Genomic DNA, 11,643 nt, shown 5'->3' with positions numbered 1-11,643 from the left:
CCGTCCCCGTGGTGACTGGCAGGACCGTCGCCCCTCCGGTGACCGTCCGCAGCGTTCGGACCGGCCGCAGGGCGCGTGGCAGGACCGACGTCCCTCGGGTGACCGTCCGCAGCGTTCGGACCGTCCGCAGGGCGCGTGGCAGGACCGACGCCCCTCAGGTGACCGTCCGCAGCGTTCGGACCGTCCACAGGGCGCGTGGCAGGACCGACGCCCCTCAGGTGACCGCCCGCAGGGCGACCGTCCCCGTGGTGGCTGGCAGGACCGACGTCCCGCCGGTGACCGCCCGCAGGGCGACCGTCCCCGTGGTGACTGGCAGGACCGTCGCCCCTCAGGTGACCGTCCGCAGCGTTCCGACCGGCCGCAGGGCGCGTGGCAGGACCGACGCCCCTCAGGTGACCGCCCGCAGGGCGACCGTCCCCGTGGTGACTGGCAGGACCGTCGCCCCGCCGGCGATCGTCCGCAGCGTTCCGACCGTCCGCAGGGCGACCGGCCGCGTGGTGACTGGCAGGACCGCCGCCCCTCCGGCGACCGGCCGCAGCGTTCCGACCGTCCGCAGGGTGACCGTCCCCGTGGTGACTGGCAGGACCGTCGCCCCTCCGGCGATCGTCCGCAGCGTTCGGACCGTCCGCAGGGCGCGTGGCAGGACCGACGCCCCGCGGGCGACCGTCCGCAGCGTTCGGACCGTCCGCAGCGTTCGGACCGTCCGCAGCGTTCGGACCGTCCGCAGCGTTCCGACCGTCCGCAGGGCGACCGTCCTGGTGGTGACTGGCGCGACCGCCGTCCCTCCGATGATCGTCGCCCTTCCGTTGCCGGGCGCTCCGGCGAGGGCGTCGATCGCCGTCCGCCCGTGCCCGCCGGACCCGAGATCCCCGAGTGGGCCGACCCGCGGGAGCTGGACCCCGCGGTGCGCGGGGCCCTGCGCGGGCTCGACCCGCGCAACGCGGAGAAGGTCGCGGGACACCTGGTCGTCGCCGGCACGCTGGTCGAGGAAGACCCCGAGACCGCTCTGGCCCACGCTCGCGCCGCGCGGGACCGTGCTTCCCGGCTCGCCGTGGTCCGTGAGGCCGTGGGTGTGGCGGCCTACCACGCCGAGGACTACGCCGAGGCGGCCCGCGAGCTGCGTGCCTACCGGCGCATGAGCGGGGACGACTCGTACCGAGCGGTGCTCGCGGACTGCGAGCGGGCCCTCGGGCGGGCCGATGTCGCCCTCCGTCTGGTCGCTGAGGCACTGGCCGAGAGCCCGGACGCCGAGGAGATCGTCGAGCTGCGCCTGGTCGAGGCGGGGGCTCGCCGTGACCTCGGCGAGGACGCCGCCGCACGTCTCGTGCTCGAGGCGGCGCTCGGTGGCCGCCCGGAGCCCGAGGGACTCGACGGCACCGACGAGGGGCAGCTGCGTCTCGCGGCCGCGTACGCCGACCTCCTGCGCGGGCAGGGCGAGGAGGAGCGCGCCGACGCCTGGCTCGCTGCCGTCGCCGCGTTCGACCCCGAGCTCGCGGGGGAGGACCTCGGCGTCGAGTTCAGCGAACTGGACGATGACCTCGCGGAGGACGACCTCGAGGACGAGGACGGCGCCGTCGTCGACGAGGACGACCTCGACGACGTGGACGAGGACAGCCCCCTCGACGACGTGGACGAGGACAGCCCCCTCGACGACGTGGACGAGGACAGCCCCCTCGACGACGCGAGCGACGACGGCGAGCTCGACGACGAGGAGAACGAGGACGTCGCCGACGCCGAGCAGCGCCCGGTGGCGGCCGCGGGTTCGATGACCTTCGACGAGGAGGTCGAGGCCGAGGTCGCCGAGCTCCTCGGCGAGAACGGTCCCGAGGGCGACAGCGCCAACTGACTCGTCGAGGGTCGCCGCCTCCGTCCACACCCGGAGGCGGCGTCCACAGATGACCGCGCCGGTCGTCGCCGGCAGCGGCAGCGGGTCAGGCTGCGGTCATGACCGTGGCCCTGATCGATCGCAACGACGTGGTTCTGCGGGGGCGGATGTCCGCCCCCGCGGAGCTGCGCACCCTGCCCAGCGGGGACCCCCTGCTGACCTTCCGCCTCGTCGTGCGAAGGCCGGTCCTCAAGGTGCGGGGCCAGTCGGTCGACGTCCTCACCTGCATCACCTACGACCGCGCCCTCCAGCGGCGCATCGCCGCCTGGCAGCCCGGAGACGTCGTCGAGGTCGAGGGGGCCCTGCAGCGACGCTTCTGGCGGACCGGTAACGGCACCGCCTCCGTCTGCGAGGTCAACTGCCGGCGGGGCCGCAAGGTGCCACGATCCTCGTCCCGCGCGGCGGAGGAGACGGCCTGATGCGGCCCGTGGTGGCGGCTCAGCCCTCCAGGGGACGCAGCACCAGCCCGGTGCGGGGCTTGGGCACGAACAGCGTCGACTTCCGCGGCATCCGGGCACCCGCCCGGGCCACGGCCGCGACGTCGGTGGGCGAGGCAGCACGCAGCAGGACCGCGACTCCCGCACCCTCCGCAGCCGAGCGCACCGCCTCCTCCAGCCGGTGCGCGATCAGCACGGCGTCAGCGGTGTCGGGCCGGCCCCAGAGCCCCCCGATGAGCCCGTGGTGGGCCAGGACCACGTCCAGCTCCCGCCACGCCGGCGGCGCCTCGGCCGGGACGGCCGCCCGGACGTCGGACGACGGCGCGGAGAGCCGCACGAGCCGTCGCCCGTCCGTGATCAGCAGCCCGCGCTCGGCCGGGTCGTCCAGCCACGATCGCGCGGCGACCACCACCCGCTCCCACCCCGCCCCGTCGACCGGCACGTCCGCTGTGACGAAACCCCGGCCGGCGGCGAGGACCGCATCCGGGAACGCCACCCCGGGAACCACCCGGTGGATCGGGTCGACCCTGAGCCCGCCGGGGCCCATCGGCGTCACCAGGGCCAGCACGGCATCGGATCCGTGCACCCCGCGGTGAGCACGGGAGTTGGCCCGTGCGGCGGCGAAGCGGTGGTGGCCGTCGGCGATGACGGCGCGCGTCCGGCCGAGAGCTGCGACCACCCGGGCCACCAGTCCGGGCTCGGCCACCCGCCACAGCCGGTGCAGCACACCGTCGGCGTCGGTGAGCTCGAGGGTGGGCGGTGCCGACCGCGCGGCCGCGGCCAGGTCCGCGAGCTGCGGTTCGGGGTCGTGGGCCAGGACGATCGGCTCGAGGTCGGTGCCAGTGGCCGCCAGCAGCGCCCGCCGGCCCTCGACCGCGTCCGGATAGGTGTCCTCGTGGGGCAGCACCGCCGAGGAGTCCGCGGGCGGGAGGGCCACCGCGCCGAGCCAGCCGGTGGTCGGCGCGGCCGCGCCACCCGGCACCAGGTCGTAGAGCCACAGCGCCGCCTCCTCGTCGCGCAGCAGCACCCCGGTCTCCTCCCAGGCCCGCAACGTGGTGGCGGCCAGCTCCACGGAGCCGGGCGAGTCGGTGGCAGAGGGGCCCACCCGGGGCAGGATCAGCCGCACGACGTTGTGCGGATCGGCCTCGGCCAGGCGGTCGCGGCCGGCGGGGGTCACCAGGTCGTAGGCTGGCGAGCTGACGCGAGCCAGGTAGGCGGGATCCCGTTGCCCGTAGGTCAGCGCACGGAACGGCCGGACCTCCAGCCCAGGAGCCGGCCGGTGCGACGGGGGACCTGCCGACGAGGGGAGCACGTCCAGGATCGTAGGAGCGTCGCGGTCCAGTGCCGCGGGGCGCTCACCCGCACGGGGTCCCGGCAGCGGCGCGCGTCAGCGGCGGATCGGCGACGGAGGGGGACGACGGTGTCGGAGACGAGCTCCCCGGGGGACGGGGCCGGCAGCCCGACCGTGCCCGGCGGGGACGTGTACGACTGGTTCCAGCGCGGCCGGCAGCTGCTGACCGAGCGGCACCCCGACGCCGCCGCCACCCTGCTGGCCCGGGCGGCCGACGCCGAGCCAGGGTCGCGCAGCATCCGCGAGGCGCTCGCGCGCGCCCAGTACGACGCCGGCCGGTACGCCGACGCCATCGACAGCTTCACCGTCCTCATCGCCGACGACCCCGCCGACGACTACGCGCACTTCGGGCTCGGGCTGGCTGCCGACAAGGCCGGGGAGCTGGTCCTCGCCGCCGAGCACCTCGCCCTGGCGGTCGCCATGCGACCCGACCAGCCGCACTACGGCCGGGCGCTGCGCGGGGTCCGGGCTCGCATCGCCCGGAACCCGGCATGAACCCCCCGGCGGCCGGGACGGTGCCCTTGTCCAGCGGGTGCCCGACGCCGCCGAGCGAGTCCTACGACGTGGCGCTGCTCGACCTCGACGGCGTCGTCTACGTCGGGCCCGATGCGGTGCCGGGAGTGCCCGCAGCGCTGGCGGCCGCCCGGGCGGTCGGCATGCGGCTGGGCTTCGTCACGAACAACGCCGCACGGACACCGGATCAGGTGGCCGAGCACCTGACCGCCCTGCAGGTCCCCGCTGGCTCCGAGGACGTGATCACCAGCTCCCAGGCGGCGGCCACGGTCGTCTCCGGGTTGCTCGGCCCGGGGGGCCGCGTGCTCCCCGTGGGCGGTCCGGGAGTGGCCGCGGCCCTGCGCGCCGCGGGACTCGTCGTGGTCGGCACCGCCGGGGAGCAGCCCGAGGCGGTCGTCCAGGGCTACGGCACCGAGGTGGGCTGGGCCCAGCTGGCAGAGGCGGTCGTCGCCGTCCGCAACGGTGCCCGGCACGTCGCCACCAACGCGGACGCGACCATCCCGTCGCCGCGTGGCCCCCTGCCCGGCAACGGGGCCATGGTGGGCGTCGTCCGGGACGTCACCGGCCAGACGCCGCTGGTCGCCGGCAAGCCCGACCCGGCGATGCACGCCGAGTGCGTCCGGCGGACCGGCGCTCGGCGTCCACTGGTCGTGGGCGACCGCCTCGACACCGACATCGAGGGGGCGCGGCGTGCCGGCGCCGACAGCCTGCTCGTCCTGTCCGGCGTCACCGACCCCGGCCTCCTGCTGGCCGCGGAGCCCGTCCGCCGTCCCGACCTGCTCGCCGCCGACGCCACCGGCCTGCTGGTACCGCACCCGCGGGTCGACGACATCGGACGGGCATGGACGTGCGGGGACTGGACGGTGCGCCCGGCCGAGGGCGGCGACGCACTCGAGCTGGCCGGCCCCCGTGGCGACGGCGGGGTCGCGCCGGCCCGGACGGGCGCCAACCCGGACGGGCTCGAGGCGCTGCGGGCCCTGTGCGTGGCCCACTGGACACGGCACCCGGACGACGGTGTGCCGGCGCGGGTGGTGGCCGCCGACCCCGCGGCCGGGGCGCTGCTCGCCGACTGGGGTCTGACGACCCGGCCCCGGTGAGCGGCGGCGGGTCAGAGCAGCTTGCGCAGCCGCAACATGTCGCGCAGGCCGGCCTCGAGCTTGACCCGGCCGCCGGCCCAGGCCGAGCCGAAGGACAGCGTGCCGTCGGTCAGCGCGACCAGGTCATCGCTGGTCATGGTCAGCCGGATGTCGGCCTTCGGCACACCCGGGCCGTCCTCGACGGCGTGCAGATCCCGCACGGCACCGGAGCTGAGCCGACCCAGCACCACCTGCTCCAGGTCCGTCAGCCGGCACGACAGGCTGCGGTCCAGCCCGGCCGCTGCCGGGTTCGAGGCGAGATCGCCGAGGATCCCCCGGAGAGCGGTCATGCACTGATCCATCGTGGCCACGCGGGCGGGTCTCCCAGAGGTCGGCGGCTGCAGCGGTCCGGACGACGCTATCTCCCCGCCGTCGGACCCGCCCCGTCGTCCCCGGCCGGTAACCTCCGCAGAGGACGACGGCCTCCGGCCGGGTGCTCCCGGCCACGTCCGGCCGATCGACCCGAACGACTCCCGAGAGGCGCACGATGACCGAGCCGAGCGCGCAACGACCGGTGCCGGGGCCCCCGCGGCCCGGCCCCGTGCCGTCGGCCGCGCCCGCGTCCGCCACCGCCGAGCCGTCGGAGGAGCGGGCCGCGGCCGTGGCCCATGGTCCGGGCGAGCGGCTGGCCGGGCTGGACTCCCGGCCCGTGGCCGAGCACGTCGCCGTGTTCGAGGCCGAGCACGAGCGGCTGCAGCGCGAGCTCGGCACGATCGACCCGCTCTGATGGCCCGTCGCAGTCGGCTCGACGCCGAGCTCGTCCGCCGAGGGCTGGCCCGCTCCCGGGAGCACGCGGTCGCGCTGATCGGGGAGGGCCGGGTCACCGTCGGCGGGCAGGCCGCGACGAAGCCGGCCACCGGTGTCGAGCCCGGCACGCCGGTGGTCGTGCGCACCGACCCCGACCAGCCGACGTGGGTGTCCCGCGGGGCGCACAAGCTGCTCGGCGCGCTGGAGGCGCTCCCGGTGGCCGTGGAGGGTCGCCGAGCACTCGACGCCGGTGCGTCCACCGGCGGGTTCACCGACGTCCTGCTGCGCCGCGGTGCCGCCGAGGTGGTCGCGGTCGACGTCGGCTACGGGGAGCTGGCCTGGTCGCTGCGCACCGACGACCGGGTGCGGCTGCACGAGCGGACCAACGTCCGCACGCTGACCCCCGAGGACATCGACGGACCGGTGGACCTCGTCGTCGCCGACCTGTCCTTCATCTCCCTGCCCAAGGTCCTGCCCGCGCTCGCCGCCTGCGCCCGCCCCGATGCCGACCTGCTGCCGATGGTGAAACCGCAGTTCGAGGTCGGCAAGGCGCGGCTGCCCGCCGGCGGGGTGGTGCGCGATCCGGAGCTGCGCGTCCAGGCCGTGCTGGAGGTCGGGCGCGCCGCCCAGGAGCTGGGCTGGGGCACCGCCGGGGTGGTCGCCAGCCCGCTGCCGGGCCCGGCAGGCAACGTCGAGTTCTTCCTCTGGTTGCGGGCCGACGCCGCGCCGATCGAGGAGGACGCCGTCCGTCGAGCAGTCCAGGAGGGACCGCAGTGAGCAACCCCAGCACGGAACGACGCGACGGCCAGGAGGGCCGGCGGGTCCTGCTCACCGTGCACACCGGCCGGCGCGACATCGTCGACCTCGCCCGGACGTCGGCCACCCGGCTGCTCCAGGGCGGTATCGGTGTGCGGGTCCTCGACGACGAGGCCGAGGAGCTCGACATCCCCGGCGCCGAGGTCGTCCCGCCCGACGCGTCCGCGGCCCACGGCGCCGAGATCGTGATGGTCTTCGGCGGCGACGGCACGTTCCTGCGTGCCGCGGAGCTGGCCCGGTACACCGACGCGGCGCTGATGGGCGTCAACCTCGGCCGCGTCGGGTTCCTCGCCGAGACCGAACCCGAGGCGGTCGAGGAGACCCTGATCGCCATCGAGGAGTGCGAGTACTCCGTCGAGGAGCGGCTGGCCATCCGGGTCGACGTGCTCGACTCCGCCGGCACGGTCGTCGGCGGCACCTGGGCGCTCAACGAGGTCTCGGTGGAGAAGGCCGAGCGCTCCCGCGTGCTCGACGTCGTCATCGCCATCGACGGCCGCCCGCTCACCAGCTTCGGTTGCGACGGCGTCCTGTGCGCCACCCCCACCGGATCCACCGCCTACGCCTTCTCCGCCGGGGGACCGGTGGTCTGGCCCGACGTCGAGGCGCTGCTCCTGGTGCCCACCAACGCCCACGCCCTGTTCGCCCGCCCGTTGGTGACCTCCCCGAACTCCGTGCTCACCGTGGCCGTTCCGGCCGACGGCAACAAGGCGCGGGTCTCGGCCGACGGCCGCCGCATGGTGGACATCCCCGACGGCGGCCGGGTCGACGTCCGGCGGGCCAACCGGCCGGTCCGCATCGCCCGGGTGCACGCCGCGACCTTCGGCGACCGGCTGGTGGCCAAGTTCGGGCTCCCCGTGCGCGGCTTCCGCGACGCCCGGCACGCCGGTCCCGGGCACGAGCTGTTCACCAGCCGGAACGTGCTGGCGCGGGACGTCGTGACCGCCGACGGAGGCGACGTCGCAGACGGCCGGTCCGCCGACCAGCAGACCCCTGTGCGGGAGGTGAGGGGTGGCGGCACGAACGGCGACGACTGAGGCCCGCGACGCCCGGGACACCGGCCGCCCGGCCCCCGGCCGGCTCTCCGAGCTGCGCATCCGCGGGCTGGGGGCCATCGACGACGTCACCCTCGAGCTCGGCCGCGGCCTCACGGTGGTCACCGGCGAGACCGGCGCCGGCAAGACCATGGTCGTCACCGGCCTCACCCTGCTGTTCGGTGGCCGCGCCGACCCCGGCCGGGTCCGGGCCAACGGCCGGGCCGGCGTGGAGGGGCGCCTCGAGCTCCCGCCGGGTTCGCCGGTGTGGGAGCGCGCGGCCGACGCCGGCGCCGACCCCGACGAGGACGGCAGCCTCATCCTGGCGCGCACCGTCAGCGCCGAGGGCAGGTCGCGGGCATACCTCGGTGGGCGCAGCGTCCCCGTCGGTGTCGTCGCCGAGCTCTCCGAGAGCCTGCTGGCCGTGCACGGCCAGACCGACCAGCTCCGGCTCTCCCGACCGGCCGAGCAGCGCCGGGCCCTCGACCGGTACGCCGGCACCGACCACCTGGCGCTCCTCGAGCGCTACCGGGCGGCCCACCAGCGGTGGCGGGCGCTCTCGGCCGACCTCGACCGGCGGCACGGCCAGGCCCGCGAGCTGGCGCAGGCCGCCGACGTGCTGCGGCTCGGCCTCGAGGAGATCGAGGCGGTCGCGCCCGAGCCGGGTGAGGACGAGGCGCTGGCCACCCAGGCCAAGCGGCTCAGCGACGCCGACGCCCTCCGCGCGGCCGCCGACGAGGCGCGGCTGGCACTCATCGGCGACGTCACCGGCGACCTCGGCGGCGGAGAGCCGCCGCAGGACGCCACCGCCGCGCTCGCCATCGCCGAACGCGCCCTGGCGTCCTCCGACGACCCGACGCTGGTCATGCTCGCCCAGGACCTCGCCGACGCGGTGGCCGTCGTGTCCGACGTCGCCGGTCAGCTGGCCGGCTACGTCGCCGACCTCGACGCCGACCCCGCCCGGCTGGCCGAGGTGCAGGACCGCCGCGCGGCCATCACGGCGCTGGTCCGCAAGTACGCCGACGTCGGCACCGGCGCGTCGGGAGTGCTCGCCTGGGCCGAGGAGGCGCAGCGGAAGCTGTCCGAGCTGGACGTCTCCGACGAGGCGCTCGAGGCGCTGGCCGCCGAGCGCGACGCCGCCCGCGCCGAGGTCGACCGGCTCGGCGCGGCGGTGTCGGCCGGCCGGCGGGCCGCCGCCGAGGGCTTCGCGGCCGAGGTCGGGGCCGAGCTCGCCGGCCTGGCCATGAAGAGCGCCCGCGTCTCCTTCTCCGTCGACAGCCACCCCGACGAGCCCGGCCCCGAAGGCATCGACGACGTCGCGCTGCTCCTGGCCGCGCACCCGGGCGCGCCCGCCCGGCCGGTGCACAAGGGCGCATCCGGGGGTGAGCTCTCCCGGGTCATGCTGGCGATCGAGGTGGTCTTCGCCGGGGCCGACCCGGTCCCGGTCATGGTCTTCGACGAGGTCGACGCCGGGGTCGGGGGCCAGGCCGCCGGTGAGATCGGCCGCCGGCTGGGCCGGCTGGCCCGCGACCACCAGGTCGTGGTCGTCACCCACCTGGCGCAGGTCGCCGCGTTCGCCGACACCCACCTCGTCGTCGACAAGTCACCGGACACCGGCGCCGGGGTGACCGCCACCGACATCCGCTCGGTCCAGGGCGAGGACCGGGTCCGGGAGCTGGCCCGGATGCTGTCGGGGCTGGCCGACAGCGACACCGGGCAGGCCCACGCGCGGGAGCTGCTGGCCGTCGCCTCCGACGCGGGCTGAGGCCGCCCCGGTCGGGTGAGCTGTGCGTGCGGTGATCGCCGGCGGGGTAGGGGGCGAGGCGTGAGCTGCTTCTCCTCCGCCGACGAGTCGGCGCACTACGGCCTGTCGGTCTGCATGATGCTCGGCCAGTACCGCGAGCAGCTGCGGTGGGAGGACGGCGGCGTCGACGAGCTCGGCACCGGTGACGCGTCGGCCATCGCCGACGCCGTCGACGCGCTGCCGGGGCTGCGGGTGCGCAGCTACGACATCAGCGCCCCCTCGGTGGAGAAGGCCCGGGCCAACATCGCCGAGCGCGGCGTGGCCGACCGCTACACGGTGGAGCTGGGTGACTTCTTCGACCAGTGCGACTCGGCCGGTGGCGTCCAGGCGCGGACCGTGATCGCCAACCCGCCCTACATCCCCGCGCCCGACCGGGACATCCTGATGCCCGAGCTGTGGGGCGGGGTCCACGGCAACGACCTGCTGTTGCAGCTGTTCAAGGCCGGCTACGACAACGTCATCGCCGCCGTGCCCAGCTACTCCGACCCCGAGGGCTCCGTGCGGACGGCGGAGGACCTCGGCTACCGGGTGGTCAACTTCCTCGCCATGGGCCTGGACTTCGGCCCGTACAGCAGCGAGCCGAAGGTCCGCGACCACATCCGCCGGCTCTGCGCCGAGGGGCGGGGATGGGCGGGGGAGGCCGACTACATGGTGGCCGTCGCCCTGTTCACCCGGGACCCGGAGCTGCCGGGCGACCGCGGCGACCAGCTGCTGACGGCGCTGCAGCTGTCCTGAGCCGCACGGCCGGTCGGGCCCGGGCGGGTCCGCCGCCCGGCCCGGGGGTCACCGCCGCTTGGCGTAGCCGGCGAGGCCGAACTGCAGCAGCGCGAGGCCTCGGCGCCCCTGGCGGCGCAGCTCCGCGCCCAGCTCCGGGCCGCTGACCCCCGCGAGGACGCGGTCGCGGGCCAGCTCCAGCAGCGAGGCGTACAGCCCGAGCACCGCGTGCGAGGCGAGCCACGGTTCGATCTGGCCGGGGCGGGCGCCGGTCTCCTCGGCGATGAGCTCGGCCAGGGCGTCGGTCAGGTCGCCGAGGATCTCCCGCTCCCGGGTCAGCAGGGTGCGGCTGCCGCGGATCACGCGTGCCATCTGCGCCACGCCGTCGGCGGCCTCCGGCGCACCCAGCATGCTCACCGCCGCGACCACGAAGCTGCCGGCCGCCGCGGACACCGACTCGCCCGCCGGGCGACGGCGGACGGCGTCCAGCAGGGCGGCCCGCATCGGCGGGTCGGCGTCGAAGACCAGGCCCTCCTTGACCGGGAAGTGGTTGAACACAGTCTTCTCCACGACACCCGCGCGCTGCGCGATCTCCACCACGCTGACGGAGTCGAAGCCGCGCTCGGCGAACAGCTCGGTGGCGGCGTCCACGATGCGCAGGCGGGTCTGCTGCCGCCGCCGCTCCCGGATGCCGGTGCCGCGCAGGGCACGGCGGGCGCGGCGCGGGCCGGTCGACTCACCCTCGGTCACGGCGACGGGCGCTGCGGCGGCCGCGGCGGGCGTCGAGCCGGCCGGCAGGGCGTCGGCCGGCACGTCCCCCACCACCCCGCCACGCGGCGCGGCGCCGGGCGACGCGGGCGGAGGGGACGCCGGGGCCTCGGCGGTCGTGGCGGGGCCGGCCCCGGGACGGGCCTCGTCGGCGGGCTCCGCGCCGGCGCCGGGGGCACGGTCTTCGCCCAGGTCAGGTGCGGGAACCGCACGGATGACGGCCGGGCCCGCAGGCCCGGCGGCGTCCTCGCTCTCCTGAGGAAGGTTCAACGCCGTCGTCAGGGCACCCGCCACTCCAGTCACGTGGGCAACGCTAGTCACGACTCGGTAACGGTGACGCTGGACCGGTTGCGCGGCCGGCGCGGGCGTGTCGGCGGCACCGTGGTGTCGGACACGGTGCGTGACCGGAAGATCGCGGACGCGCGTCGGAGGATCGGACGG

12 protein-coding genes are annotated in these 11,643 nt (G+C 76.3%); 9 read left to right on the top strand and 3 right to left on the bottom strand.

Going from position 1 to position 11,643, the window contains the following annotated elements:
* Positions 1-847: 847 nt before the first annotated feature.
* The gene (locus tag GCU60_RS08790) at positions 848-1,846 is read left to right on the top strand and encodes a tetratricopeptide repeat protein (protein WP_163204263.1); all 999 of its coding nucleotides are present in this window, start codon (positions 848-850) and stop codon (positions 1,844-1,846) included.
* Positions 1,847-1,944: 98 nt separating this feature from the next.
* Positions 1,945-2,304, top strand: a complete 360-nt coding sequence (locus GCU60_RS08785) for a single-stranded DNA-binding protein (RefSeq protein ID WP_163204260.1) — start codon at positions 1,945-1,947, stop codon at positions 2,302-2,304.
* Positions 2,305-2,323: 19 nt separating this feature from the next.
* On the opposite strand, the gene GCU60_RS08780 is transcribed toward GCU60_RS08785, so the two are convergent.
* Positions 2,324-3,634: a DUF1015 family protein gene (locus tag GCU60_RS08780; RefSeq protein WP_163204258.1), complete on the bottom strand. Its 1,311-nt coding sequence runs from the start codon at positions 3,632-3,634 to the stop codon at positions 2,324-2,326.
* 108 nt (positions 3,635-3,742) lie between these two features.
* Between GCU60_RS08780 and GCU60_RS21010 the strand changes: the two genes are divergently transcribed.
* Entirely contained in the window at positions 3,743-4,168 is a 426-nt protein-coding gene (locus GCU60_RS21010; protein ID WP_163204256.1) for a tetratricopeptide repeat protein, read from the top strand.
* Positions 4,165-5,283, top strand: coding sequence for an HAD-IIA family hydrolase (locus tag GCU60_RS08770; RefSeq protein WP_163204254.1), 1,119 nt, complete (start codon positions 4,165-4,167; stop codon positions 5,281-5,283). The genes GCU60_RS21010 and GCU60_RS08770 overlap by 4 nt, the downstream gene beginning before the upstream one ends.
* Before the next feature lie 11 nt (positions 5,284-5,294).
* Here GCU60_RS08770 and GCU60_RS08765 read toward each other — a convergent pair whose 3' ends face one another.
* A complete protein-coding gene (locus GCU60_RS08765) occupies positions 5,295-5,612 on the bottom strand; it encodes an SCP2 sterol-binding domain-containing protein (RefSeq protein ID WP_239520736.1) in 318 nt (105 codons plus the stop codon).
* 197 nt (positions 5,613-5,809) lie between these two features.
* Here GCU60_RS08765 and GCU60_RS08760 point away from each other — a divergent pair, with 197 nt between their 5' ends.
* The 5 genes from GCU60_RS08760 to GCU60_RS08740 are packed head-to-tail and all read left to right on the top strand — an operon-like array spanning position 5,810 to position 10,455.
* Positions 5,810-6,049 carry a hypothetical protein gene (locus GCU60_RS08760; protein WP_163204016.1) on the top strand — a complete coding sequence of 80 codons (240 nt, stop codon included), beginning with the start codon at positions 5,810-5,812 and terminating at the stop codon, positions 6,047-6,049.
* On the top strand, positions 6,049-6,846 hold the full coding sequence (locus GCU60_RS08755; RefSeq protein WP_163204250.1) for a TlyA family RNA methyltransferase: 798 nt from the start codon (positions 6,049-6,051) through the stop codon (positions 6,844-6,846). Before GCU60_RS08760 ends, GCU60_RS08755 begins: the two co-directional genes overlap by 1 nt.
* Entirely contained in the window at positions 6,843-7,919 is a 1,077-nt protein-coding gene (locus GCU60_RS08750) for an NAD kinase (RefSeq protein WP_345770493.1), read from the top strand. The genes GCU60_RS08755 and GCU60_RS08750 overlap by 4 nt, the downstream gene beginning before the upstream one ends.
* On the top strand, positions 7,894-9,681 hold the full coding sequence (gene recN, locus GCU60_RS08745) for a DNA repair protein RecN (protein ID WP_345770492.1): 1,788 nt from the start codon (positions 7,894-7,896) through the stop codon (positions 9,679-9,681). Before GCU60_RS08750 ends, recN begins: the two co-directional genes overlap by 26 nt.
* Before the next feature lie 60 nt (positions 9,682-9,741).
* A complete protein-coding gene (locus GCU60_RS08740) occupies positions 9,742-10,455 on the top strand; it encodes a methylase (protein ID WP_163204248.1) in 714 nt (237 codons plus the stop codon).
* 48 nt (positions 10,456-10,503) lie between these two features.
* On the opposite strand, the gene GCU60_RS08735 is transcribed toward GCU60_RS08740, so the two are convergent.
* Complete coding sequence (locus GCU60_RS08735) at positions 10,504-11,505, bottom strand: TetR family transcriptional regulator (RefSeq protein ID WP_163204247.1); 1,002 nt, start codon at positions 11,503-11,505, stop codon at positions 10,504-10,506.
* Positions 11,506-11,643: the final 138 nt, after the last annotated feature.

Source organism: Blastococcus saxobsidens (genome assembly GCF_010682065.1).
Lineage (GTDB): Bacteria > Actinomycetota > Actinomycetes > Mycobacteriales > Geodermatophilaceae > Blastococcus > Blastococcus saxobsidens_B.
This window is presented reverse-complemented; position numbering and strand designations above follow the sequence as displayed.

What these genes read in the sequence shown, in the direction of transcription:
- GCU60_RS08755 (WP_163204250.1), top strand. Translation starts at nt 6,049, where the DNA reads ATGGCCCGTCGCAGTCGGCTCGACGCCGAGCTCGTCCGCCGAGGGCTG.
- GCU60_RS08760 (WP_163204016.1), top strand. Translation starts at nt 5,810, where the DNA reads ATGACCGAGCCGAGCGCGCAACGACCGGTGCCGGGGCCCCCGCGGCCC.
- GCU60_RS08785 (WP_163204260.1), top strand. Translation starts at nt 1,945, where the DNA reads ATGACCGTGGCCCTGATCGATCGCAACGACGTGGTTCTGCGGGGGCGG.
- GCU60_RS08770 (WP_163204254.1), top strand. Translation starts at nt 4,165, where the DNA reads ATGAACCCCCCGGCGGCCGGGACGGTGCCCTTGTCCAGCGGGTGCCCG.
- GCU60_RS08765 (WP_239520736.1), bottom strand. Translation starts at nt 5,612, where the DNA reads ATGACCGCTCTCCGGGGGATCCTCGGCGATCTCGCCTCGAACCCGGCA.